Annotated in this window: 26 protein-coding genes; 11 read left to right on the forward strand and 15 right to left on the reverse strand. The window is 74.1% G+C overall.

Annotated features, from left to right (window positions below; all coding sequences use genetic code 11):
- Window positions 1-81: 81 nt before the first annotated feature.
- Window positions 82-483 (reverse strand): DUF4440 domain-containing protein, encoded by a 402-nt coding sequence (locus ACFYOJ_RS07370; RefSeq protein WP_356555472.1) that lies wholly within the window; start codon window positions 481-483, stop codon window positions 82-84.
- Between the two features lie 150 nt (window positions 484-633).
- Here ACFYOJ_RS07370 and ACFYOJ_RS07375 point away from each other — a divergent pair, with 150 nt between their 5' ends.
- Both ACFYOJ_RS07375 and ACFYOJ_RS07380 read left to right on the forward strand, forming a co-directional pair.
- Window positions 634-903: a hypothetical protein gene (locus ACFYOJ_RS07375; RefSeq protein ID WP_356555474.1), complete on the forward strand. Its 270-nt coding sequence runs from the start codon at window positions 634-636 to the stop codon at window positions 901-903.
- The gene (locus ACFYOJ_RS07380) at window positions 900-1,337 is read left to right on the forward strand and encodes a PIN domain-containing protein (RefSeq protein WP_356555476.1); all 438 of its coding nucleotides are present in this window, start codon (window positions 900-902) and stop codon (window positions 1,335-1,337) included. The genes ACFYOJ_RS07375 and ACFYOJ_RS07380 overlap by 4 nt, the downstream gene beginning before the upstream one ends.
- Window positions 1,338-1,356: 19 nt before the next feature.
- Here ACFYOJ_RS07380 and ACFYOJ_RS07385 read toward each other — a convergent pair whose 3' ends face one another.
- Both ACFYOJ_RS07385 and ACFYOJ_RS07390 read right to left on the reverse strand, forming a co-directional pair.
- A complete protein-coding gene (locus ACFYOJ_RS07385; RefSeq protein WP_356555478.1) occupies window positions 1,357-2,583 on the reverse strand; it encodes an MFS transporter in 1,227 nt (408 codons plus the stop codon).
- A 106-nt stretch (window positions 2,584-2,689) separates the two neighbouring features.
- The gene (locus ACFYOJ_RS07390; RefSeq protein ID WP_356555480.1) at window positions 2,690-3,742 is read right to left on the reverse strand and encodes an endonuclease/exonuclease/phosphatase family protein; all 1,053 of its coding nucleotides are present in this window, start codon (window positions 3,740-3,742) and stop codon (window positions 2,690-2,692) included.
- A gap of 356 nt (window positions 3,743-4,098) precedes the next feature.
- On the opposite strand from ACFYOJ_RS07390, the gene panB reads away from it, so the two are divergent.
- The 3 genes from panB (at window position 4,099) to ACFYOJ_RS07405 (ending at window position 7,040) form a co-directional block, all read left to right on the forward strand.
- Window positions 4,099-4,971: a 3-methyl-2-oxobutanoate hydroxymethyltransferase gene (gene panB, locus ACFYOJ_RS07395; RefSeq protein ID WP_356555481.1), complete on the forward strand. Its 873-nt coding sequence runs from the start codon at window positions 4,099-4,101 to the stop codon at window positions 4,969-4,971.
- Between the two features lie 174 nt (window positions 4,972-5,145).
- Window positions 5,146-6,171, forward strand: a complete 1,026-nt coding sequence (locus tag ACFYOJ_RS07400) for an ATP-binding cassette domain-containing protein (protein ID WP_356555483.1) — start codon at window positions 5,146-5,148, stop codon at window positions 6,169-6,171.
- A complete protein-coding gene (locus ACFYOJ_RS07405) occupies window positions 6,168-7,040 on the forward strand; it encodes an ABC transporter permease (protein ID WP_356555485.1) in 873 nt (290 codons plus the stop codon). Before ACFYOJ_RS07400 ends, ACFYOJ_RS07405 begins: the two co-directional genes overlap by 4 nt.
- 20 nt (window positions 7,041-7,060) lie before the next feature.
- Here the strand turns inward: ACFYOJ_RS07405 and ACFYOJ_RS07410 are convergent, their stop codons facing one another.
- Window positions 7,061-10,564, reverse strand: a complete 3,504-nt coding sequence (locus ACFYOJ_RS07410) for a BTAD domain-containing putative transcriptional regulator (protein ID WP_356555487.1) — start codon at window positions 10,562-10,564, stop codon at window positions 7,061-7,063.
- A 214-nt stretch (window positions 10,565-10,778) separates the two neighbouring features.
- Here ACFYOJ_RS07410 and ACFYOJ_RS07415 point away from each other — a divergent pair, with 214 nt between their 5' ends.
- Window positions 10,779-11,576, forward strand: coding sequence for a site-2 protease family protein (locus ACFYOJ_RS07415; RefSeq protein ID WP_356555488.1), 798 nt, complete (start codon window positions 10,779-10,781; stop codon window positions 11,574-11,576).
- Here the strand turns inward: ACFYOJ_RS07415 and ACFYOJ_RS07420 are convergent.
- Window positions 11,573-11,761: a hypothetical protein gene (locus ACFYOJ_RS07420; protein ID WP_356555490.1), complete on the reverse strand. Its 189-nt coding sequence runs from the start codon at window positions 11,759-11,761 to the stop codon at window positions 11,573-11,575. The genes ACFYOJ_RS07415 and ACFYOJ_RS07420 overlap by 4 nt on opposite strands.
- Before the next feature lie 97 nt (window positions 11,762-11,858).
- Window positions 11,859-12,566, reverse strand: a complete 708-nt coding sequence (gene npdG, locus ACFYOJ_RS07425; protein WP_356555491.1) for an NADPH-dependent F420 reductase — start codon at window positions 12,564-12,566, stop codon at window positions 11,859-11,861.
- Window positions 12,567-12,732: 166 nt separating this feature from the next.
- Between npdG and ACFYOJ_RS07430 the strand changes: the two genes are divergently transcribed.
- A complete protein-coding gene (locus ACFYOJ_RS07430; protein WP_356555493.1) occupies window positions 12,733-13,335 on the forward strand; it encodes a hypothetical protein in 603 nt (200 codons plus the stop codon).
- Between the two features lie 33 nt (window positions 13,336-13,368).
- Here the strand turns inward: ACFYOJ_RS07430 and ACFYOJ_RS07435 are convergent, their stop codons facing one another.
- Entirely contained in the window at window positions 13,369-13,611 is a 243-nt protein-coding gene (locus ACFYOJ_RS07435) for a hypothetical protein (protein ID WP_356555495.1), read from the reverse strand.
- Between the two features lie 57 nt (window positions 13,612-13,668).
- Here ACFYOJ_RS07435 and map point away from each other — a divergent pair, with 57 nt between their 5' ends.
- Window positions 13,669-14,526: a type I methionyl aminopeptidase gene (gene map / locus ACFYOJ_RS07440; RefSeq protein ID WP_356555497.1), complete on the forward strand. Its 858-nt coding sequence runs from the start codon at window positions 13,669-13,671 to the stop codon at window positions 14,524-14,526.
- A 155-nt stretch (window positions 14,527-14,681) separates the two neighbouring features.
- Window positions 14,682-15,329 carry a biliverdin-producing heme oxygenase gene (locus ACFYOJ_RS07445; protein WP_356555499.1) on the forward strand — a complete coding sequence of 216 codons (648 nt, stop codon included), beginning with the start codon at window positions 14,682-14,684 and terminating at the stop codon, window positions 15,327-15,329.
- A gap of 63 nt (window positions 15,330-15,392) precedes the next feature.
- On the opposite strand, the gene ACFYOJ_RS07450 is transcribed toward ACFYOJ_RS07445, so the two are convergent.
- The 3 genes from ACFYOJ_RS07450 to ACFYOJ_RS07460 all read right to left on the reverse strand — a co-directional run bounded on the left by ACFYOJ_RS07450 (window position 15,393) and on the right by ACFYOJ_RS07460 (window position 16,683).
- Window positions 15,393-15,707: an SMR family transporter gene (locus ACFYOJ_RS07450; RefSeq protein ID WP_356555501.1), complete on the reverse strand. Its 315-nt coding sequence runs from the start codon at window positions 15,705-15,707 to the stop codon at window positions 15,393-15,395.
- 123 nt (window positions 15,708-15,830) lie between these two features.
- Window positions 15,831-16,475 (reverse strand): PhzF family phenazine biosynthesis protein, encoded by a 645-nt coding sequence (locus tag ACFYOJ_RS07455; protein ID WP_356555503.1) that lies wholly within the window; start codon window positions 16,473-16,475, stop codon window positions 15,831-15,833.
- Between the two features lie 58 nt (window positions 16,476-16,533).
- Window positions 16,534-16,683: a hypothetical protein gene (locus ACFYOJ_RS07460; protein WP_356555504.1), complete on the reverse strand. Its 150-nt coding sequence runs from the start codon at window positions 16,681-16,683 to the stop codon at window positions 16,534-16,536.
- Window positions 16,684-16,777: 94 nt separating this feature from the next.
- Between ACFYOJ_RS07460 and ACFYOJ_RS07465 the strand changes: the two genes are divergently transcribed.
- Window positions 16,778-17,770: a hypothetical protein gene (locus ACFYOJ_RS07465; RefSeq protein WP_356555505.1), complete on the forward strand. Its 993-nt coding sequence runs from the start codon at window positions 16,778-16,780 to the stop codon at window positions 17,768-17,770.
- A gap of 43 nt (window positions 17,771-17,813) precedes the next feature.
- Here ACFYOJ_RS07465 and ACFYOJ_RS07470 read toward each other — a convergent pair whose 3' ends face one another.
- Window positions 17,814-18,545 (reverse strand): bifunctional DNA primase/polymerase, encoded by a 732-nt coding sequence (locus ACFYOJ_RS07470; protein ID WP_356555507.1) that lies wholly within the window; start codon window positions 18,543-18,545, stop codon window positions 17,814-17,816.
- 148 nt (window positions 18,546-18,693) lie between these two features.
- Window positions 18,694-19,350, reverse strand: a complete 657-nt coding sequence (locus ACFYOJ_RS07475; protein WP_356555509.1) for a TetR/AcrR family transcriptional regulator — start codon at window positions 19,348-19,350, stop codon at window positions 18,694-18,696.
- A 133-nt stretch (window positions 19,351-19,483) separates the two neighbouring features.
- On the opposite strand from ACFYOJ_RS07475, the gene ACFYOJ_RS07480 reads away from it, so the two are divergent.
- Complete coding sequence (locus ACFYOJ_RS07480) at window positions 19,484-19,666, forward strand: DUF6243 family protein (protein ID WP_388596293.1); 183 nt, start codon at window positions 19,484-19,486, stop codon at window positions 19,664-19,666.
- Here the strand turns inward: ACFYOJ_RS07480 and ACFYOJ_RS07485 are convergent, their stop codons facing one another.
- From ACFYOJ_RS07485 to ACFYOJ_RS07495, 3 genes are all read right to left on the reverse strand, one after another.
- Entirely contained in the window at window positions 19,667-20,659 is a 993-nt protein-coding gene (locus tag ACFYOJ_RS07485) for a small ribosomal subunit Rsm22 family protein (RefSeq protein WP_356555512.1), read from the reverse strand.
- A gap of 267 nt (window positions 20,660-20,926) precedes the next feature.
- Window positions 20,927-22,111: a serine hydrolase domain-containing protein gene (locus ACFYOJ_RS07490; RefSeq protein WP_356555513.1), complete on the reverse strand. Its 1,185-nt coding sequence runs from the start codon at window positions 22,109-22,111 to the stop codon at window positions 20,927-20,929.
- Window positions 22,054-23,520 (reverse strand): Bcr/CflA family efflux MFS transporter, encoded by a 1,467-nt coding sequence (locus ACFYOJ_RS07495; protein ID WP_356555514.1) that lies wholly within the window; start codon window positions 23,518-23,520, stop codon window positions 22,054-22,056. Before ACFYOJ_RS07495 ends, ACFYOJ_RS07490 begins: the two co-directional genes overlap by 58 nt.
- Between the last annotated feature and the right edge of the window lie 76 nt (window positions 23,521-23,596).

Genomic DNA, 23,596 nt, shown 5'->3' on the forward strand with positions numbered 1-23,596 from the left:
TCCCCATCATGGGGCGGGGCCGTGCGCGTCGCACGGTGTTTTCCCCGCCCTCGCGCGCCGGTGCGGTACGGGCGCGGTGCCTCAGGCGTCCGGTACGGGTGTGGCCTGGTGGTAGTACATCCGCCACCCGGTCTCCTCGTCCCGCTTCCGCCAGATCGAGCTCCTCCTGGCCCGCCTGCCGTCGAGGTCGGTCTCGAACGTCAGGTGCACGATTCCCGGGGCCAGTACGGTGCCGGTCATCTCGGTCGGCACGTACTGCGGGCCGTCGTCGGCCGCGCCCTGCATGTCCGGCAGGGCCGAGAGCATCGACCGGCGGTCCCATCTGCATCCCGAGGCGCCCACCTCCGTGTACTCCGGGTCGAGGAGCTGTTCCGCCAGTGCCCTGGACGACCGCACGGCCGGGCTCATCAGCCGCAGCTCCCGCTCGATGACCTCGGCCACGCCGCCGTTCACGTCCCCGTCCCCGCCCCTGTCCACGTTCATCGGGGCATCATGCCCCGGCCGGCCCGGGTCTCCGCAAGCGCGTCGAGGAGTCGGCGGGGCCTTGGCCCTGCGGTGCCGGACGGACTGAGCGGTCCGGACGGTGAGCGGGAAGCCCGACCCGGGCGGTACACAAGCTGTACCATCGGATACATGGCTCTGAAGCGCACCAACGTCTACGCCGAGGACGGCGACCTCGCGCTCATCAAGGAGGCCGCCGCACGCCTCGGTGTCGCCGAGGCGGAGATAATCCGCGAGGGCATCCACCGCATCGCCCTGGCGCACCGCGTCTGGGAGGAGCCGTTCGTCTCCGACGAGGAGACCTTCGACCTCGGCGGCCCTGTGGACAAGGACGAGATCCGGGCGGCGGTCACGGACGGACACGAGGAGCGCGAGCGCCGGAACCGGGGCAGCGCCGCGTGATCGCCGTGGCCGACACCTCCGGCCTCCTCACCCTTTTCAACCGCTCCGACCCGGACCACCACGCGGCCAGGGAGGCCGCCGACGCGTGCGGCTTCCTCGTCGCCACCCCGCTCGCGCTCACCGAAGTGCATCAGGTGGCGACCAGCCTGGCCGGGCGCGTGGCCGCCGACGGGATCCTCCGCTCTCTGACCACGCGCGTACGGCAGATGCGGCTGGTGCTCGCCCCGCCCACGCCCGAGATCCTGGATGCCGCTCTGGGCGTCCGGGCACGCTATGCGTCGCTCGATCTGGATCTGGTGGACGCGGTGAACGTGGCCCTGGCCGCCGAGTACGGGACGGACGCCGTGCTCACGAGGGACCTCCGGGACTTCCGGGCCGTACGGCCGCTGGGCGGGAGACACGGCTGTTTCCGGATTCTCCCCGACGACCTCTGACCGGCCGTGCGGCCGGCCGTCACCGTCGTACCGGCTGCGGGGCCTCGGGCAGGTGGCCGGCGACGACCCGCTCCCGGCCGTGCACCGGGTCGGCGGCGTCCCGGCGGCGGTCCACCGCCCACGCCGCGCCCGCGACCGCGAGGCCGAGGGCCGCCAGGGCCGCGCCCGCCGTGGCCGGGGACGTGGTGCCGAAGCCGGCCGCGAGGACGACGCCGCCGATCCAGGCGCCGCCGGCGTTGGCGAGGTTGAAGGCGGCCTGGTTGGCGGAGGAGGCCAGGGAGGGGGCCGCCGAGGCCTTCTCCATGACCATGAGCTGCAGGGGCGAGCCGGTGACGAAGGCGGCCGTGCCGAGCAGGGCCACCGCGACGGCCGCCGTGACCTCCGTGCGCATGAGGACGGGGAAGAGGGCGAGGACGACGACCAGGGAGACGAGGCCGCCGAAGAGGGTGCCGCGCAGGGAGTGGTCGGCGAGGCGGCCGCCCAGCAGGTTGCCCGCGGTGGCGCCGACGCCGAACAGGGCGAGCAGCAGCGTCACGCTGGTCCCGGCGAAGCCGGCGGTGTCCGTGAGCATCGGGGTGATGTAGCTGTAGGCGGCGAAGAGCGCGCCGAAGCCGGCGACCGTGGTGCCGAGGGCCAGCCAGACGGGCAGGGAGCGCAGGGCGGCCAGTTCGCCGCGCAGGCCGGTGGCGGGGGCGGGGGCGTTCTCGCGCGGGACGAGGACGGCCAGCGCCGCTATCGCCGCGACGCCGATCGCGCTGACGCCGAGGAAGGTGGCCCGCCAGCCGAGCTGCTGGCCCATGGCGGTGGCCGCGGGGACGCCGACGATGTTGGCGACGGTGAGGCCCAGGAACATCAGGGAGACGGAGCGGGCCTTGCGTTCCGGCGCGACCATGCCGGTGGCGACGACCGCGCCGACGCCGAAGAAGGCGCCGTGCGGCAGGCCGCTGACGAAGCGGGCGGCGAGCAGGGACAGCTCGCCGGGGGCGACGGCGGAGAGGGCGTTGCCGATCACGAACAGCGCCATCAGGGCGATGAGGACCGTGCGGCGGGACATCCGCGCGGTCGCCGCCGCGAGCAGCGGGGCGCCGACGACGACGCCGAGCGCGTACGCCGAGACCAGGTGGCCGGCGCTGGGGATGGAGATGCCCAGGTCGCCGGCGACGTCGGGCAGCAGGCCCATCATCACGAACTCGGTCGTGCCGATGCCGAAGGCGCCCACGGCGAGGGCGAGCAGAGCCAGGGGCATGGAGGGGTCTCGCCTTTCGGGAGCGGAGTGTGCGTACGGGGTGGGGACGATTGAAAGTTCCCGTACGGAACAAAGCGTCTCAGGGCGAGTATTCCGGCGGCGAATCTCAGGAGCCGGTTGTGTCGACCCTCACACGCGCCGCGATCGGGAGGTGGTCGCTGCCGGTCGCCGGGAGGGTCCAGCTGGTCGTCGGCTCGACGCCCGCGACCAGGATCTGGTCGATGCGGGCCATCGGGAAGGACGCCGGCCAGCTGAAGCCGAAGCCGTCGCCGACGGCGCCCTGCGGGGAACGCATCTGGGAGGTGATCGCGGTGAGCGCGCGGTCGTTCATGGTGCCGTTGAGGTCGCCGAGGAGGATCTTGCGGGGCAGCTTCTCGGCGGCGATGGCCTCGCCGAGCGCTTCGGCGCTCTTGTCCCGCTGCCGGGCGGTGAAGCCGGCCTCCAGCTTCACCCGGACGGAGGGCAGGTGGGCGACGTACACGGCGACCGGCCCGGAGGGCGTGGCGACGGTGGCGCGCATCGCGCGCTTCCAGCCCAGCCGGATGTCGACCGGCCGCACGTCGCTCACCGGGTAGCGGCTCCACAGCCCGACGGTGCCGACGACGGAGTGGTGCGGGTACTTCGCCTCCAGCGCCTTCTCGTACGTCGGTACGGCCGACGCCTTCAGCTCCTCCAGGGCCAGCACGTCCGCGCCGGCGGCGGCCACGGCGCGGGCGGTGCCGGCCGGGTCGGCGTTGGCGGCGTTGACGTTGTGCGTGGCCACCGTGAGGTCGCCGCCGGTGCCGGTCTTGTCGGAGAGCAGTCCGCCGAAGAGGTTCAGCCACACGCCCGCCGGCAGGAGGAGGGCGATCAGCGCCGTCGCCGACCTGCGGACGAGGGCGATCACCAGCAGGACCGGGATCAGCAGGCCGAACCACGGCAGGAAGGTCTCGGTGAGGCTGCCGAGGTTGCCGATCGCGTTCGGGATGTGCGAGTGCGCCGCCATGGCCACGGCCAGCAGCACGGCCACCGCCGCGGTGATCAGGCCGCGGCGCCAGATCCGCCGGTCGCCGCGCCAGCCGGCGGTCGCCCGTTCCAGCAGGCGCCGGAGCCGGGGTGTCCGGCGCTCGGGTCCGGGGCCGCCGTTGTCCGTCTCCGTCATGTATGCCTGCTGCGCCATACCGTCGCCTCACTGCCTGCCGTGCACACCGTCGCCCCCCGTGCCTCAGCACCCTAGGGGATGATCGGTTCCGTTCCCGCCGTCCCATGACGGCCGTACGGGCACGAGGACGTGCGAGCCCGCGTCCGGAGTTCCGGACACGGATGGGGCGCGGGCCTTCGTGACAGAACGATCACATGCGGAGGGCTATGGGCGGAGTGCGGCGGCAGGGCTCGCGAGCCGCGTCCGGCGGGGCCCGTGGCATCGGGCGGTCTCCGGTGGGTCCCCCTAGCCGTCCCGCGGGACGGGGTGCCACCATGGAGGGGATCCGGGGACGCCGTCAGGGCGCCTCGAGATGACATGAAGGAGCCGTTGTCATGACGCAGCCTTCCGCTGCCCAGACGCCTCAGGCCAAGCCCGCCGACGGCGGCAGGTCGCTGTACGGGGGCAAGAGCACCCGCCGCATCACCGTCCGGGACATCACCGCCGCCAAGGAGCGCGGTGAGAAGTGGCCCATGCTCACCGCCTACGACGCGATGACCGCCTCCGTCTTCGACGAGGCCGGCATCCCGGTCATGCTCGTCGGCGACTCCGCGGGCAACTGCCACCTCGGCTACGAGACCACCGTGCCCGTCACGCTGGACGAGATGACCATGCTCTCGGCGGCCGTGGTCCGGGGCACGAGCCGCGCCCTGATCGTGGCCGACCTGCCCTTCGGCTCCTACCAGGAGGGTCCGGTGCAGGCGCTGCGCTCGGCGACCCGGCTGGTCAAGGAGGCCGGGGTCGGGGCGGTCAAGCTGGAGGGCGGTGAGCGCTCGCACCGGCAGATCGAGCTGCTGACCGAGTCCGGCATCCCGGTGATGGCCCACATCGGTCTCACCCCGCAGTCCGTCCACACGATGGGCTACCGCGTGCAGGGCCGCGGCGAGGAGGCGGCCCAGCAGCTGCTGCGCGACGCCAAGGCCGTGCAGGACGCGGGCGCCTTCGCGGTCGTCCTGGAGCTGGTGCCGGCCGCGCTGGCCGCCGAGGTCACGCGCACCCTGCACATCCCCACCGTCGGCATCGGCGCGGGGCCGGAGACCGACGCGCAGGTGCTGGTGTGGACCGACATGCTCGGGCTGACCGGCGGGCGGGTGCCGAAGTTCGTGAAGAAGTACGCCGACCTGCGCCAGGTCATGGGCGACGCGGCGAGGTCCTTCGCGGAGGACGTCGTCGGCGGAACGTTCCCGCAGGAGGAACACTCCGTCTGACCCGCGTCCGGACCGGTACCGGCGCCCCCGCGGACCCGGCCGCGGGGGCGCCGGCGCGCTGTCGGCGACAAGCGGGTGACGTGTCGGCGGCATGCCGGTGGCGTGCCGGTCGCGCCGGGCGGCCGTCGGCGGGATGTCGGTGGTCTGTCGGCGGGTGCTGACAGCGTCGTCGGCATGAAGCGAATCGACGACACTCCCCCGGCCGCGGGCAGCGCGGTCACCGTACGGGGGCTGGTCAAGCACTACGGCGAGACCAAGGCGCTGGACGGCGTCGACCTGGACGTGCGCGAGGGCACCGTGATGGGCGTCCTCGGGCCGAACGGCGCCGGCAAGACCACCCTCGTGCGCATCCTGTCCACCCTGATCACGCCCGACGCCGGCCGGGCGCTCGTCGCCGGCTACGACGCCGTACGGCAGCCGCGGCAGCTGCGGCGGGTAATAGGTCTCACCGGGCAGTACGCGTCCGTGGACGAGAAGCTCCCCGGCTGGGAGAACCTCTACATGATCGGGCGGCTGCTCGACCTGTCCCGCAAGGACGCCCGCAGGCGGGCCGACGAACTGCTGGAGCGGTTCTCGCTCACCGAGGCCGCCAGGCGGCCGGCCTCCACCTACTCGGGCGGCATGCGGCGCCGCCTCGACCTGGCCGCTTCCATGATCGGGCACCCGGCGGTGCTGTACCTGGACGAGCCCACCACCGGCCTGGACCCGCGCACCCGCAACGAGGTGTGGGACGAGGTCAAGCGCATGGTCGGCGACGGCGTCACCGTGCTGCTGACCACCCAGTACATGGAGGAGGCCGAGCAGCTCGCCTCCGAGCTGACCGTCGTCGACCGCGGCAAGGTCATCGCGAAGGGCGGCATCGAGGAGCTGAAGGCCAAGGTCGGCGGACGCACCCTGCGCGTCCGCCCGGCCGACCCGCTGCAGCTGCGCCCGCTCGCCGCGCACCTCGACACGCTGGGCATCACCGGGCTCGCCGGTTCCACCGTGGACGCCGAGCGCGGTGCCGTGCTGGTGCCGGTCCTCAGCGACGAGCAGCTGACCGCCGTGGTCGGCGCGGTCACCGCGCGCGGCATCACCCTCGCCTCCGTCACCACCGAACTGCCCAGCCTGGACGAGGTCTTCCTGTCCCTCACCGGCCACCGCGCCGGTGCCCCGCAGGACCCCGCGCCCGCCGGCACCCGCGAGGAGGTCGCCGTATGAGCGCCCGCCCGTCTCCCACCGCCACCCTGCCCGAGGCGCTCGGCGCCGCCCCTCCGGCCGCTGTCGCTCCCGTCGCTCCCGCCCCCGACGCCCGGATCCCGCTGCGCGGGCATCTGCGGCACACCGGCGCGCTGGTCCGCCGCAACCTGCTGTGGATCCGGCAGGACCCCGAGTCGATGTTCGACGCCATCCTGTTCCCGGTCGTCTTCACGCTGCTGTTCGTGTACGTCTTCGGCGGCTCCATCGGCCAGTCGCTGGGCGGCGGGCAGCAGGCGTACGTGCAGTACGTCGTCCCCGGCCTGATGGCCATGATGGGCATGAACATGGCCCAGGGCGTCGGCACCGGCTTCAATCAGGATTTCCACTCCGGTGTCATGGACCGCTTCCGGTCCCTGCCGATCGGGCGCGGCTCGGTGCTGTTCGCCAAGATCGCCGTGGAGCTGCTGCGGATGCTGTTCGCGACCGTGGTGCTCCTGGTCGTCGGCGTTCTCGTCGGCTTCGACATCACCGACTGGGCCGGGCTGCTGGCCTCCGTGGGACTGTCGGTGCTGTTCGGCTCGGCCCTGATGTGGATCTTCCTCACCCTGGGCGTGACGATGAAGAACGCCCAGTCCGTGCAGGCGATGGGCTTCCTGGTGCTGATGCCGCTGCAGTTCGGCTCCTCGATCTTCGCGCCGACGCAGTCGATGCCGGGCTGGCTGGAGACCTTCACGGACTACAACCCGCTGTCCAGCCTCGCCGACGCCGCGCGCGGCCTGATGGTGGGCGGCCCCGTCGCCCACGACCTGTGGATGACGGTGGGCTGGTCGGTGGCGATCACGGCGGTGATGGCGCCGGTCGCCGTCCACAAGTTCCGTACGAAGACCTGACGCCGGCGCCTTCCGGCGCGTCACACGAGGGCGGCGGCCTCCCGCACGGAGAGGCCGCCGCCCTCGGCGTACGCGGTCTCGTACGCCTCGTCGCCGAGCGCCTCGCGGACCCGCACAGCCGCCTGGTCGCGCGCGTCCCGCTCCAGGCCCATCGCGACGTGTCCCGGCGGCAGCGCCGCGTCGGCGGCACCGATGCAGCGCGCGGCGTCCTCGGCCCGGCGTCCGCCGTCCACCCGGGCCAGCGCCATCGCCGCGACGGTCAGACATCCGGAGCACAGGTGCGGGGCGATGAGGGCGGACAGCGGTTCCTCGGCCCGCTCCAGCGCCTCGCGGATCATGACCAGGCTCTCCTCGTTCCGGTCCTCCAGGGCGGCGATCCAGGCCTCCGCGGCGAGCAGGAAGGCGTCGAAGACGACGAAGCGGGAGAGGGTGAAGTTCTCGCGCAGCAGCCGGATCTGCTCGCGTGCCTCGGCCGTCCGGCCGGTCATGCCGAGCCGGCCGGCGAGGTAGAGCCGGGCGGCCGGCATGGCACCGTGGTGTCCCGCGTCCTGCGTCCGGGCGATCACCGCGCGCAGCATGCGCTCGCCCCGCTCGACGTCCCCCGCCTCCAGCAGCACGCTGCCGAGCCGGGCCTCCAGGATGTCCATCTGGGCGTGCGCGCCGAGCCGTTCGGCCAGTTCCGCGGCGGCCTCGTAGTCGGCGGCGGCGAGCCGGTACTCGCCCCGGTGTTCACGGGCCTCGGCGCGGGCGGCGAGCGCCTCGGCGGTGCCCCAGGTGTCACCGAGGCGGCGGTAGATCTCCAGCGCCTCGTCGGCGTCGCGGGCCGCGTCGCCCGCCCAGTCGGTGCGGTTGGCGAGCATCTGGGCGCGCATCTGCAGCACACCGGCCAGCTCCCAGTCGTATCCCGGCGTCTCACGGCAGGTGCGCACGGAGGCCTCCATGATCTCGTGCAGGCGTTCCGTGTCGCCGGACAGCAGCACGGCGAAGACCCAGAGCAGGCCGGGAGGGAAGCAGGTCTGCGGCAGACCGGGCTCGTAGGTCTCGGCGATGGCACGCAGTTTCCGCTGGGCCCGTGGATTCTGCCAGGCGTCCAGCTCGGTGTCCATGCAGGCCAGGTGGGCCAGGTGGACGCCGCGCCGGGCCTCGGCGAGCACCTCGCCGGTCATCGGGGGCGGGGCCGCCGTGCACCGCTCCCACACCGGCTCGGCGCGGCTGACCGGCTCGGTGAACGGGTCCGGGCCGAGGGCCATGATCTCGCTGAGCCAGTTCCTGGCCTCCACCCGCATGTCGCGCATCTGCCAGTACCAGACCAGCGACAGCGACAGGCTCAGCGCCTCCTGCTCGTCGCGTTCGGCGAGGGCGTGGCGCAGGGCGGTGCGCAGGTTCTCGTACTCGCGCTCCAGCCGTTCGACGGCGGGCTGTTGTCCGGGGCCGCGCAGCAGCGGGTCGGTGGTGCGGGCGAGTTCGCGGTAGTACGTCAGATGCGCGCGTTCGGCGGCGGCCCGGCCGCCGGTCTCGTCGAGGCGTTCGGCGGCGTACTCGGCGACGGTCTCCAGGAGCCGGTAGCGCATGCCGTCGCCGCCGGACGGCGCGGCCACCACCAGGGACTTGTCGACGAGGGAGCCGAGGGCCTCCAGGGCGGCGGGTCCGCACACGGCCTCGGCGGCGGCCAGGTCGCAGCCGCCCGCGAAGACGGACAGACGGCGCAGCACGTCCCGTTCCTCCTCGTCGAGCAGGTCCCAGGACCAGTCGACGACGGCGCGCAGCGTCTGCTGGCGGGGCAGGACGGTGCGGCTGCCGGAGGTGAGCAGGCGGAAGCGGTCGTCGAGGCGGTCGGCGATCTGGCGCGGGGTGAGCATGCGCAGCCGGGCGGCGGCCAGTTCGATGGCGAGCGGCAGGCCGTCGAGGCGGCGGCAGATCTCGGCGCAGGCGGCCGCGGTCTCCTCGTCGGCGTCGGGACGGAAGCCGGGGCGGGCGGCCGCTCCCCGGTCGGCGAGCAGCCGCAGCGCGGCCGGCTCGGGAAGCGGCTCGACCGGGCGCAGCAACTCCCCCGTCACGCCGAGGGGTTCGCGGCTGGTGGCGAGGATGCTCAGGTGGGGGCAGCGGGTGAGCAGTTCCTCGGCGAGGCGGGCGGCGGCGTCGATCACGTGCTCGCAGTTGTCGAGGACGATCAGCATGCGGCGCCGGCCGCAGTGCTCGACGAGGCGCTCGAGGGCGGTGGACCGCCGGTCGGCGGTGGTGACGGCCCGCATCTCCTCGGCGCCGGCGCCGTACAGCACGGTCTCGCGGGCGCCGAGCGCGGTCAGTACGGCCTCCGGTACGGCGCCGGGGTCGTCGACGGGGGCGAGCTCGGCCAGCCACACGCCGTCCTGTGCCGTGTCACCGGCGCCCTCGGCGGCCTCCTGCGACAGCCGGGTCTTGCCGGCGCCGCCGGGCCCGAGCAGGGTGACGAGCCGCGCGGTCGCCAGGTCGGCGCGCAGCGCCCGGATGTCGGCGTCCCGGCCGACGAAGGAGGTGAGCCGGGCCCGGAGGTTGCCCCGGGGACGGGGGCCGGGCTCGGGGGCGGGTGGCTCGGTGGTGCCGGGGGCGGTGGTCGTCGCGGGGGCAGTAATCGTCGCGGGGTTGGTGGGGTCGGCGGCCGCGGCGGGCCGCACGGGTCCGGCGGGTATCCCGGTTCCCCCGGCCTCCGCCGACCCGGCGGGTCCGGCAGGCCCGGCGGGCGTCATGGAGCCCGCGGGTCTCCCCGGACCGGCGGTCCTCCCGCCACCGCCGGGCGCCACCGCCCCACCGGTCGCCGTGTGACGGAGCAGCTCCCCGTGCAGCGCCCGCAGTCCGGGCCCCGGATCGGTGCCGAGCCGGTCCGCGAGCAGACGGCGTACGTCCTCGTAGGCGGCCAGCGCCTCGGCGGTGCGGCCGGTGTCGCGCAGGGCGCGCAGCCGCAGGGCCTGGAGGGGCTCGTCCAAAGGGTGGCCGTCGCACAGCGCGGTCAGTTCGGGCAGGGCGTGCTCCGCCTGTCCGAGGTCCAGGGCGGCGGTGTGGCGGGCGCGCAGGGCGGCCAGATGCCGGGTCTCCCAGCGGGCCGCCTCGGCGGTGCGGTCGGGCAGGTCGGCGAGGACCGGGCCGCGCCACAGGGCGAGGGCGTCGTCGAGGAGCTCGGCCGCCTTGTCGGGGTCGCCGTCGGCCAGGGCGCGGGTGCCCTCGCCGGCCAGCCGGTCGAAGCGGTGCAGGTCGATGTCGTCGGGGGCGGCGGCGAGCCGGTAGCCGCCGTCGGCGGAGGCGACCGCGTCCGCGCCGAGCGCCCGGCGCAGCCGCCCGACCAGTGCCTGCAGGGCGCCCGGCGCGTCGGCCGGCGGGTCGTCGCCCCACACCTCCTCCACCAGCAGCCCCGCGGGCACGGCGCGGCCGGGCCTGAGGGCGAGCACGGTCAGCAGGGCGCGCAGCCGCGCCCCGCCGACCGGGACGGCGGTGCCGTCGGGGCGGAGTACCTGGGTGGTGCCGAGGATGCGATAGCGCACGGGCTCCATTGTCCCCGGTGCCGTCGGCGCCGGTCACCGGGTTTACGCGGTGCGGTGCGGCAGCGCCCGGCCGGGGCCTCGCCGAACGGGTGCCGCGCCGGGTACGGTCGGGCAGTCCCCGCGATCACCACGGGCCCGGCCGTTACCCACCGCAAGCGCGAGCAAGCAAGTCAGCCAGCCAGTCAGCCAGCCAGTCAGTCAGTCAGTTCAGTCAGGGAGACCCATGACCGCCGCCACCACCCGTCCCGGCGACCGCCGGGTCAGTCCCGTGTTCCTCGGGATCCTGGCCGTCACGGCGGTCACGGGGTGGGCCACCTGGACCGGGTTCGCCGAGCAGCCGGGCGTGGCCGTGTTCCTGTTCGTGACGGCCGCGTGGATCGTCTCGCTGTGCCTGCACGAGTACGCGCACGCGCGCACCGCGCTGCACAGCGGCGACGTCTCGGTCGGCGCGAAGGGCTATCTCACGCTGAACCCGGTGAAGTACACGCACGCCCTGCTGAGCGTCGTGCTGCCGGTGCTGTTCGTGATCATGGGCGGGATCGGCCTGCCGGGCGGCGCGGTGTTCATCGAGCGCGGCCGCATCCGCGGGCGCTGGCGGCACAGTCTGATCTCGGCCGCGGGCCCGCTGACGAACGTGCTGTTCGCCGCGGTGTGCACGGCCCCGTTCTGGCTGGACGCGCTGGACGGCGTCCCGCGCGACTTCCGGCTCGCGCTGGCCTTCCTCGCGCTGCTCCAGGTCACGGCGGCGATCCTGAACTTCCTGCCGGTGCCGGGCCTGGACGGCTACGGGGTGATCGAGCCGTGGCTGTCGTACGGGGTGCGGCGGCAGGTGGAGCCGTTCGCGCCGTTCGGGCTGCTGTTCGTGTTCGCGCTGCTGTGGCTGCCGGCGGTCAACGGCGTGTTCTTCGACGCGGTCGACGCGATCCTGCGCTCCCTGGGGATCAGCGACTTCGACACGTACTGCGGTTTCGAGCTGTACCGGTTCTGGCAGACGGACGAGTTCTGCTCGGTCGCTTCCTAGTTCCCGGCCGGCTCGCGGCGGGCGTCCCGGCCGCGCTTGAAGTAGTACCACCACATGTTGGACGACAGGCCCGTCAGCAGCACCCAGACGACGCCCATCAGCACGCTGCCCTGGACGAAGGAGACGACGGCGGCGACCACGGCGAGCACGCAGACGATCAGGGCGTAGACGGCGAGGCGGGGCATGGGCGGAGCTCCTGTCGGGGGGACACGTGCGGGTACTGCGGCACTGCGGGTACGGCCGGCGCACGCGCACCGGCACCCACCAGTGTCCCCCATCGCCTCATACGTCCGTGACGCGGAGCCCGGCGTGTGCCTTGTAGCGGCGGTTGACGGAGATCAGGTTGGCGACCAGCGACTCGACCTGGTGGGCGTTGCGCAGCCGCCCGGCGAAGACGCCGCGCATGCCGGCGATGCGCCCGGCGAGGGCCTGGACGGTCTCCACGTCGGCCCGCTCCTCGCCCAGCACCATCACGTCGGTGTCGATCTCGTCGATCTCCGGGTCCTGGAGGAGGACGGCGGACAGGTGGTGGAAGGCGGCGGTGACCCGGCTGTCCGGCAGCAGGGCGGCGGCCTGCTCGGCGGCGCTGCCCTCCTCGGGCTTGAGGGCGTAGGCGCCCTTCTTGTCGAAGCCGAGCGGGTTGACGCAGTCGACGACGAGCTTGCCGGCGAGTTCCCCGCGCAGGGACTCCAGGGTCTTGCCGTGCCCTTCCCACGGGACGGCGACGATCACGATGTCGCTGCGGCGGGCGGTCTCGGCGTTGTCGGCGCCCTCGACGCCGTACCCGATCTCCTCTGCGGCGGCCCGGGCGCGCTCGGCGGCGCGGGAGCCGACGATCACCTTCTGGCCGGCCTTGGCGAGACGGTAGGCGAGGCCCTTGCCCTGCGGCCCGGTCCCGCCGAGCACGCCGACGACCAGACCGGAGACGTCGGGCAGGTCCCAGGGGTCCTTGGCGGGGGCCTTCTGTGCGGCACTGTCGGTAGTGGTCATGGGCCCGACCCTACGTCCGCCCCGTCCCCCGCACCGGGCCGGGTGCCGCCGGGCGGGACACCGTCCCCGGCCCGGGGTGATCCGGGGCTGGGCGCTGTCCCCGGGTCGGGGGAAATCAGGGCGAACCGCGGGCCGGGCGGACCGGTTTGCGGCAGGATGCGGGCGCATGGACGCCGTACGGGTCGCGCTGCTGCGGGACGTGCTCGCCGGGACGGAGTGGCTGGAGGCCACCCGGCGCTTCGCGGGGGCGCTGCGGGGGTCGGTGGTGCCGCACGGGGGCGGGCTGCTGCTGGTGGGCACGGCCGGGTACGAGCCGTGGCATCTGGCCGCGCATCTGGTGGACGAGGCCGCCTGGTCGGGGACGCCGGAGCTGGCGCCGACCCTGGTGCGGCACGGTGCGCGTCCGACGGATCCGGCGCATCTGGCGGTCGGGCTGGGCCGGCTGGCGGCGGCCCGGCGCGGGGAGACGCTGCTGGTGGTGGCGCCCGACGAGCCCGGCGCCCCGCTGCTGGAGCGGGTGCACGACGCCCGCCGGGCCGGCGCGACGGTGCTCGCGCTGGGCGGCGGTGAGCGGGAGCTGACGGCGATGGCGCACGAGGCGCTGACCGTGCCGGACGGTGCCGAGCTGGACCTGGACACGGTGCAGCACCTGGTCAGCGCGGCGGCCGGGGAGAACGCGGTGCCGCCGCCCCGGGGCCGCCGCCGCTTCCGGGACCGCCTGTCCCGCCTGGCCGACCATCTGACGGCCCCGCCGCCACCGCGCTGGTGAGCCGGCCGGTCCCATCGGTCCCGGCCGGCCCTGTCAGTCCTCGGCCGGGCGGCCGGACGGGTCGTCGGCCGGGGCGTCGTGCCACTTGGGGTCGTTCTCCCACTGCAGGTTGCGTTCGCGCGCCGTCTGCATCGCCTGCTCGGCCTCCGCCCGGGACGCGTACGGCCCGAAACGGTCCTTGGCCGGGCACTCCGGGCCCTCCTCGACCTTGCCGTGCTCCAGGCAGTAGTACCACTCGCCCGGCTTGCCGGCCGTGCGCTTCTTGAACAGGGCCATGACCGTCTCCTCTCGCCACCGACATCCTCCCCCGTGCCCGCTGGTTAGACTCGCGGCATGTCTGGCCAGTCGCTGCTCGTCCCAGGGGAGCTGTCTCCCACCCGTTCCGTACCCGGCAACATCCGCCGGCCCGAGTACGTCGGCAAACCCGCGCCGGCGCCGTACACCGGGCCGGAGGTGCAGACGCCGGAGACGATCGAGGCGATGCGCGTGGCGGGGCGGATCGCGGCGCGGGCGATGGCCGAGGCCGCGAAGCTGATCGCGCCCGGCGTGACGACGGACGAGCTGGACCGGGTGGCGCACGAGTACATGTGCGACCACGGCGCCTACCCCTCGACGCTCGGCTACCGCGGCTTCCCCAAGTCGCTGTGCACGTCGGTCAACGAGGTGATCTGCCACGGCATCCCCGACTCGACGGTGCTGCGCGACGGGGACATCGTCAACCTGGACGTGACGGCGTACATCGGCGGCGTGCACGGCGACAACAACGCGACCTACCTGGTCGGCGAGGTGGACGAGGAGAGCCGGCTGCTGGTCGAGCGGACCCGGGAGTCGCTGAACCGCGCGATCAAGGCGGTCAGGCCGGGCCGGCAGATCAACGTCATCGGCCGGGTCATCGAGTCGTACGCCAAGCGCTTCGGGTACGGCGTGGTGCGGGACTTCACCGGGCACGGCATCAACTCGTCGTTCCACTCCGGCCTGATCGTCCCGCACTACGACAGCCCGCACGCGACGACCGTCATCCGGCCCGGGATGACCTTCACGATCGAGCCGATGCTGACGCTCGGCACGCACGAGTACGACATGTGGGACGACGGCTGGACCGTCGTGACGAGGGACCGCAAGCGGACCGCCCAGTTCGAGCACACCCTGGTGGTGACGGACACGGGCGCGGAGATCCTCACCCTGCCCTGACCCGTCCCTCCCCGAAGAGCCCGCCCTCCCCACGGAGGGCGGGCTCTTCGCGTTCCCCGCAGCCGCCCCCTTGCCGACGAGCTGTCGGAAACTTTACCGACGAGCCGTCGGCAAACCATTGACTTAGGTAAACCTAACCAAGCATGATCTGTCCCATGACCTCCTTCTCAGCCCTCATCCGCACGGCCTCCCACGAGCAGCACACGGAGGCGGAGAGCTCCACGTTCATGAGCGATCTGCTCGGCGGCCGGCTCGGCGTCGAGGCGTACGCGCGCTACACGGAGCAGCTGTGGTTCGTCTACGCGGCGCTGGAGGCCCCCGCCGGGCGGCTGGCGTCGGACCCGGTGGCGGGGCCCTTCGTGCGTGCGGAGCTGATGCGGCTGCCCTCGCTGGAGCGGGACCTGGAGCACCTGCGCGGTCCCGGCTGGCGGACGGGTCTGGCCGCCCTGCCCGCGACCGAGGAGTACGCGGCCCGGGTCCGCGAGTGCGCCGAGCGGTGGCCGGCGGGTTACGTGGCGCACCACTACACGCGCTACCTCGGCGACCTGTCCGGCGGGCAGATCATCCGCGACCGGGCGGAGCGGGCCTGGGGCTTCGCGAAGAAGGGCGACGGGGTCCGCTTCTACGTCTTCGAGGAGATCACCAACCCGGCCGCGTTCAAGCGGGAGTACCGCGAACTGCTGGACGGCATCCGCGCCGACGACCTGGAGAAGCAGCGGATCGTCGCCGAGTGCCGGCGGGCCTTCGCCCTGAACACGGCGGTCTTCCGGGCCCTGGGCGAGGAGTTCCCGCTCTCGGCGTGACGACCGCCGGGCGGGCCGGGCGGTTTCGGCGGCGCCGGTCCGCCGGTTCAGCGGTCCGCCGGTTCAGTGCATGAACTTCAGGCCGACGACGCCGCCGACGATGAGCGCGAGGCAGATCAGACGGCCGGCGGTGGCGGGGTCGTGGTGGGCGACCATGCCGTACACGGCGGTGCCGACGGCCCCGATGCCGACCCAGATGGCATAGGACGTGCCGATGGGGATGGCGCGCATGGCGTAGGACAGGCCCGCCATGCTGAGCACCAGGGCGCCCACGAACAGGAGGGCGGGCCGCAGCCGGGTGAGGTTGTGGGAGGCGTCCAGGGCGGCGGCCCAGACGGTTTCCATGATTCCGGACAGGATCAGCACGATCCACGCCATGACGGCATTCCTCCTGGCGACATCGGGTGCATCGGGTGCGGGGAGTCCCCCTGCTGCCGACATGATCGCGTAGAGGCGCGCCGGGCCGGGCCGACGGCGGAGCGTGGCGCCGGACTGCGGCCGTCAGCGCTCCAGGTTCACCCGGCCGCCGATCTCGATCCATCCCTCCGGCTGCGGCGCCGTCAGGATCTGCGAACCGGCCCCCTGCGTGATGTTGAGGGCGCGGCCCAGCCGCTGGGTCAGCAGCAGCGCCGCGGCCCCGGTCGCCTCGTCCTCCTCGATGCCGTCGTCCCGTCCGGGGAAGCCGCGCGCCCGGACACGCCCCGCGGGCTCGTCCTCCCAGGCCCAGGCATAGATCCACTCCCCCGGTGGCGGCACCACCAGGTCGTCCACCTCGGCAGGGGACGGGTACTGACGCAGCGTGCGCGGCGGGGCCCACTCGGGGCGGGCCTCGATCCAGCTGAACTCGCCGTCCTGCCGGGCGCCCACCACCCCTGCCGGGGTGACGAGTTCGGGCACGTCGAGCAGCCAGGCCGCGCCGACGCAGGGGTGGCCGGCGAAGGGCAGGCGCAGGGTGGGCGTGTAGATGTCGATCACCCCGCGCTCGGGGTCGTCGACGAACACGGTCTCGCTGAAGCCGAGTTTGGCGGCCAGCTCCTGCCGTCCGTCCCGTTCGGGCAGGACGGATCCGTCCCGGACGACGCCGAGCTCGTTGCCGTATCCGCCGTTCGGCGCGCAGAAGACGCGCAGTACGTCGTAGTCAGTCACCGGGGCATTCAAGCATCGCCGGGGAGGGTGGGGGCGGCCGGCCGCCCCCACCCGTGGGTCAGCCGGACGTCGCCCGGCGCCTGCGCGTCGCGAACACCGCGCCCGCGCCGGCCGCCGCCGCGCCCAGTGCGGTGCCGGCCCGCCGGGGCGGCAAGGCGCCCCGGCCCAGGGCGTGTTCGGCGTCCGGCCCGGTCCGGCCGTCCCCCATGTCACGGTGCGGCCGCTGTACCCGGTCCCCCCGCCCGGCCCGTCGCCCGTCCCGGTAGGGTTCGCCTCCGGGAAGGGGAAGGTGAAGAAAGCTGATGAGCAGGGATCGCGGCCCTCGTAGGCCCCGCAGGCTCGGCCGCAGCGCGCTGACGGCCGTCTCGGTCTGCGCCTTGATGCTGACGGCGAGCGGCTGCGTCGTGGTGCACGGCGAGCGCGAGGTGCTCCCCGCGGCCACCCGGGCAGAGGCCGCGAAGGCCCTCGAACAGTTCACGGCCGCGTACAACAAGGCCGACAAGGCCTACGACGGCTCCCTGGACGCCGAGTACACCACCGGCGCCCTCGCCGCCATCGACCAGGCACGGCTGAAGGCCGGCCGCGTCAACAACCCGGGCGGCAACCCGTCGCACACGCCGCTGGAACTGACGGACGCGAAGTTCACGATCCCGAAGAAGGCGGGCTGGCCGCGGTGGTTCCTCGCGGACGCCGCGGCCAACAAGGGCGGTACGTCGCGCTGGCTGCTGGTGTTCACCCGCAACGGTCTGGAGGAGACCTGGGAGGTGGCGTACCTGACTCTGGTCGCCCCGGGGAAGGTGCCCGACTTCAGGACCGACGAGGACGGCTGGGCCGAGGCCGTCCCCGCCGACGCCGCCGGCCTGGCCGTCCCGCCCGCGAGCCTGAGCAAGGAGTACGCGACGTACCTCGAGGACGGCGGGAAGACCTTCGCGGACGGGACCCACACCAGCGCCTGGCGTGAGCTGCGCGAGAAGCGGGCGGTCCGGCCGGGTCTGGTCACCCAGTACATCGACGAGCCGCTGACCGACGGCGACTACGCGCCGCTGGCGCTGCGCACGAAGGACGGCGGGGCGATGGTGTTCTTCGCCACCCGGCACTTCGAGAAACAGACCGCCGCGCAGGGCACCTCCGTGCCCGTGCCGAACAAGGACGTGCAGGCGCTGACGGAAGGTGACGTCAAGCAGTCCCTGACGATGGAGTTCGTCTCCGCGGAGGTCGCCCTCGATCCCGCGGGGAGCGGTCAGGTGTCCGTCCTCGGGCGGGTGCAGGGGATGACCTCGGCCAAGGGCGAGTAGCGCCGCCCTCCGCGGACCGGCGCCGGGGCCGGTGGCGCCGGGCTCAGTGGCGCAGGGGCCAGGCGGTGTCCGCGTGGCCGCTGCCCTCGCCGGCGTGCCGGGCGCAGGCGTCGGTGAGGGTCTCCAGCAGGGTCAGCGGGTCGGGCAGCGGATGCTCGGGGCCGCGCACCCAGTGCACCGTCTGGCCCTCGCCGGGCAGCCGGGCGGGCGGTACGAGGACGTAGGAGCCGCGGCAGTGCCAGCGCAGGCCGGGGTGCTCGTCCATCGTCTCGGGGTGGCAGTCCAGCTCGCACGGCCACCACTCGTCCTCCTGCTCGGGGGTGCCGCGGGTGAGGGTGAAGAACAGCATGCGGCCGTCGTCGCTCTCGGCGACGGGGCCGACCTCGACGCCCGCCTCCAGCAGCCGCCGCAGTGTCTCGCGGCCGGCCTCCAGCGGCACGTCGAGGACGTCGTGCACCATGCCGGTCGCGGTGATGAAGTTCGCCTCCGGCTGGTGCCGGGCCCAGCGCTCGACCTGCGCGCGGTCGGTGGTGGACTGGGTCTGCCAGGCGAAGGACACCGGGTGACGGGCGGGAGTGGGGCAGCCGACGCGGTCGCAGGAACAGCGGTAGCCGACCGGGTGCGCGGCGGGCGCCAGGGGCAGTCCCGCGGCGGCGGCGGCGAGCAGCAGGGACTCCCGGCCGCCGTCACCGGCGGCCTCCTTCGGGCGGCCTCCCCGCAACCACTGGGAGAGTTTGTCCCGCAGGCCGCTCCGGCCGCCGAAGTCCGCGCTCATCTATCCCCTCGCCTCGCCGTCGTGCGCACCAGCATGCCCCATGCTCCCACCCTTCGGCGTCCGCGGGGGCGGAGAAGGGACAAACCTCACTGGTCGGCGGGAACGGGGCGGCGGGAAGGGGACCGCGAGAAGGGGACCGCGGGAAGGGTCAGCGGGGAGCGAGGCCGTACAGGGCGTAGTCGACGAGCGTGTCGGTGTAGTCGTAGGAGATCGGGGCCGTGCGCTGCAGCCAGCGCTGGGCGAGCGGGGAGACGAAGAGCTCCAGGGCGATGCGCGGGTCGATCTCCGGCCGGACCTGGCCGGCGTCCTGGGCGGCGCGCAGGCGGTCGACGTAGAGCTGGAGCGACGGCTCCAGGAGCTTGGCGACGAACTCCCGGCCGAGCTGCTCGTTGACGACGCCCTCCGCGGCGAGCGCGCGCGAGGGCGCCTCGTACTTCGGGTCGGTGAGCTCGTCGACGGTGGCGCGCAGTACGGCCTTGAGGTCGGCGGCGAGATCGCCGCTGTCCGGGATGGCGTACGTCTCGGTGCCCTGTCCGGCGGCCTGCGCGGCCTGTTCGCCGAGGTCGAGGAAGGCCTCCAGCAGGACGTCGGCCTTGGAGGCCCACCAGCGGTAGATCGTCTGCTTGCCGACGCCGGCGCGGGCGGCGATGCCCTCGATGGTGGTCCGGGGGTAGCCGACCTCGGCGACGAGGGCGAGGGCGGCGTCGTAGATGGCCCGGCGGGAGCGGGCGCTGCGGCGCGTGACGTCCGGCTGCGGCCTGCCCGGGGGCGGGCTCGGGACCTGGGGTGTTCTCTGGCTGGCCATGGCTTCGAATCTAACAGGTTGACAAGACGATGCGTCTCGCCGGACAGTGGTGCGGAGAGATGCGAGACGAACCGTCTCGTCTATGTGTGTGGAGGGAAGGGAGCACCCGATGTCCCGAGGCGGAGCGGGAAACATGCTGGGAGTCGGCGGCACGCGCCGCACCCTGGGCCGCGAGGCGCTGCGCGGCGGCGGCCGCGGCGGCCGGACCGGCGGCGCGCCGGACGCGCGTGCTCAGAAGCGGGAGCTGCTGCGCCGGCTCCAGGAGAGGCAGGAGAGGCAGGGGAAACGGGAAGGGGGCAGCGGGAACGGGGCGTGACTACGGCTGCGCCGCCGGGGGCCACTCGTCGCCCCAGTCCGCGTCGCGGGCCGCCTTGTACAGGTCGCCGTGGCGCTTGGTGACCGTCCGGCGGCGCAGCTGCTCGTCGGTCTCGCACAGGTCGAGCAGGACCTGCCCCTTGCGGATCTGCGGACGCCGGATCACGCGGGAGGCGGCGGGGGCGACGGGGAAGCGGGCGGCGGCGACGTAGCTGAACTTCTCGTCCTCGTAGGCGAGGGAGCCGCCCTTGACCTGGCGGTGCAGGGAGGAACGGCTGACCCGCGCCGAGAAGTGGCACCAGTCCGTGCCGGGCACGATCGGGCAGGCGGCGCTGTGCGGGCAGGGCGCGGCGACGTGGAAGCCGGCGGCGATCAGCCGGTCGCGGGCCTCGATGACCCGGGCGTAGCCGTCGGGGGTGCCCGCCTCGACGATCACGACGGCACGGGCGGCGCCGGCGGCGGCGTCGACGAGGGCGGCGCGGTCGGGGGCGGTCAGTTCGTTGAGGACGTAGGAGACGGTGACGAGGTCGGTGTTCTCGAGGGTGAGCGCCGCGCCGATGCGGGAGCGCTGCCAGCGGGTGCCGTGCAGGGCGGGGTGGGCGTCGGCGATCTCCTTGCCGAGGGCGAGGGCGGGCTCGGCCCAGTCGAGCACGGTCACGGGCCGGCTGCCGCCCCAGGTGTCGTTGACGGCCCAGGTCGCGGCGCCGGTGCCGCCGCCCAGGTCGATGTGGCCGGCGGGCGTCCACTCCGGCACGGCGTCCGCGAACGCCGCGAGCGCGGAGCGTACGGCGGCGAAGGTGGCCGGCATGCGGTAGGCGGCGTACGCGACGACGTCCGCGCGGTCGCGGAGGATCGGGGCGTCGGTGGGGGTGGCCCCGCGGTAGGCGGCGATGAGCCGCTCGACGGCCTGCGCGGCCTGGCGGGGCGGGAGGCCGTCGACCAGGGTGGCGAGGCGGGTGCGCAGGAGGTCGGCGGGGGTGGCGGGGGCGTTCACCCGGGGATTCTACGGGCGAGGCGGGGCCGGCACCTGGCGTGAGTGCGGGGTGAGGTGGGGCGGGGCAGGGCGGGGCGGGTGGCCCGGTACTGGCGGGTGCCCGGGATGGGGGCGGGCGGGGTGGGTGCGCAGCCCGGCGTTGCCGGGTGCCTCCCCCGGAGGGGGGTCCCAGCGCCCACCCGTGCCACCCCTGGGGGCACCTCCCAGGCCGTTCAGGCACTGGGGGAGGCACGACTGCCCGCAGCTGGGGGGAGGAGAGGCCGGTAACTAGGTGGTGTGGACTGCTCGGGCCAGGTGGGTCGCCAGGGTGGCTCGGGGGGTGTTGTCCGGGGGGCGACGGCGGGGGTGGACGGTGTTGGCGAGGAGGACCGCGAAGGTGTCCGTGGCGCGGTCGAGGACGAGCATCGTGCCCGTGAAGCCGGTGTGCCCGGCCGCCCCGCGCCCCGCCAGCTCGCCCATGAACCACGGCTGGTCCACGGCGAAGCCCAGTCCCGGCCCGGCGAGGAGCAGGTCCACGAAGTCGGGGCCGAGGATGCGCGCCTGCCCGTACGAGCCGCCCGCGAGCAGTGTCCGGCAGAACACCGCGAGGTCCCGGCCGGTCGAGAACAGCCCCGCGTGGCCGGCCACCCCGCCCAGCGCCCACGCGTTCTCGTCGTGGACGACGCCCCGCAGCATCCCCCGGTCCGCCTTGGCCCACGGCCGCCGCTGGTCCTCCGTGGCCGCCGCCTCCGGGCAGGGCCCGAAGCGCGTCGCCGTCATGCCCAGCGGCCGGGTGATCCCGTCGCGCACCAGGACGTCGAGGCGGCGGCCGGTGACGCGCTCCAGCACCTGCTGGAGGAGCAGCATGTTCAGGTCGGAGTAGCAGTACGTGCCGGGCACCCCGACCGGCGGCTCCGCCCGCAGCCGCGCCAGCCGTTCCGCGTCGTCGGCGCAGTCGTACAGGGGGAGTTCGGGCCGCAGTCCGGAGGTGTGGGTGAGCAGTTGCCGCACGGTGACGTGGTGTGCGGCGGCGGCGCGGAAGTCGGGCAGGCAGGCGCCGGCCTCCGCGTCGATGCCGAGCGTGCCCCGTTCGATCTGCTGCACGGCGGCGACCGCGGTGAACAGCTTGGTCAGCGACGCCAGGTCGAAGGGCGTCCCGGTGGTCGCCGGTACGCGCTCCCCGGCGGGCAGTTCCACGCCCGTGTCGGTGTCCGGGTCGTAGGCGGCGTACCGCACGGCCCAGCCCGCCGCCTCCTCGACGGCGAGCACGGGTCCGCGCCCGACGGCCACGACGGCGCCCGCGGCCCAGGGCCGCTCGCCGGCCGTGAGGGCGTGCACGTCCTCCACGATCCGGCGCAGCCGCCCCGGGTCGAGCCCGGCCCGTCGCGGGGAGCCGCCGCGCAGTCTGGGGGTGCTCAGCTCTCCGCTCCCTCCGCGGTCGTGCGCCGGGCCCGCCGGGCCGGGGTCCGGCACAGGCCCAGGAAGCAGGCGAGTGCCACCACCGCCGCCACCAGCTGGACGATCGCCATCGGCAGGGCGGTGTCCTCGCCCGCGATCCCGACCAGCGGGGAGGCGACGGCGCCGATGAGGAAGGAGGACGTGCCGAGCAGCGCGGAGGCGGAGCCGGCGGACCGCTCGACCCGCATCAGGGCGAGCGCCTGGGTGTTGGGCAGGCTGATGCCCATCGCGGACATCAGCACGAACAGCGCGGCGGCGACCGGCGCGAGCCCGACCTCGCCGAAGACGCCGAGGGTCATCAGCAGCAGGGCGGCCGCGGCGGCGATGACGATCAGGAGGCCGACGCACAGCACCCGGTCCAGGCCGACCCGTCCGACGAGGATCTTGCCGTTGATCTGCCCGACCGCGACGAGGCCGATCGAGTTGAGGCCGAAGAGCAGGCTGAAGGTCTGCGGAGAGGCGCCGTAGATCTCCTGCACGACGAACGGGGACGCCGAGATGTAGGCGAACAGCGCGGCGAAGGCGAAACCGCCGGCGAGCATGTACCCGGTGAAGGCCCGGTCGGCGAGGAGTGCGCGCATCGCGCGGAGGGTGTCGCCGACCCCGCCGGCGTGCCGCTCGGCCTTCGGCAGCGTCTCGGGAAGCTTCGCCCACACCACCGCGCCGAGCAGCGCCCCGACCACGGTGAGCAGGACGAAGACGCCCCGCCAGTCCGTGACCCGCAGGATCTGTCCGCCGATGAGCGGGGCGACGACCGGGGCGACGCCGGAGATCAGCATGAGGGTGGAGAAGAAGCGGGCCATGGCGACGCCGTCGTACAGGTCGCGGACGACGGCCCGGGCGATGACGATCGCGGCGGCGCCCGCGAGGCCCTGCGCCAGGCGGAACGCGACGAGCAGTTCGACGGTGGGCGCCAGCGCGCACAGGGCGGTGGCGACGACGTAGACGGCGAGGCCGGCCAGCAGCGGCCGGCGGCGGCCCCACTTGTCGCTCATCGGACCGACGACGATCTGGCCGAGGGCCATGCCGGCCAGGCAGGCGGTGAGCGTGAGCTGCACGGTGGCGGCCGACGCGTGCAGGGAATCGGTGACCTCCGGCAGCGCCGGCAGATACATGTCCATCGCCAGCGGCGGGGTGGCGGTCAGGCCGCCGAGGACGAGCGTGACGAGCAGACCGGCGCGACGGGTCGCGCGCAGCGCCGGGGAGGCCGGCTCCGCGGGCGAACCGGCCGCCGCGCGCGGCGCGTTCGTCCCCGGCGCGTTCGTCCCCGGCGTGTTCGGTTCCGGGGTGTTCGTTTCTGAGGCGTACGCCCGCGGGGTGTTCGTTTCCGGCGTGTTCGCTTCCGGGGCTTTCGTCCCCGGGGTGCGGGGATGTGAGGTGTTCGACGGTGACGCGTGCGGTATGGACGGCCCGCGTTCGGGCATGTGCCCCTCCCTCTTCGACTGATCCGCCACCTATGCTCTCAGCTCGTACGGACTTGTCGGAACGTGAGCGAGGGTG

This window comes from Streptomyces sp. NPDC006384, from assembly GCF_042870695.1.
Classification (GTDB): domain Bacteria; phylum Actinomycetota; class Actinomycetes; order Streptomycetales; family Streptomycetaceae; genus Streptomyces.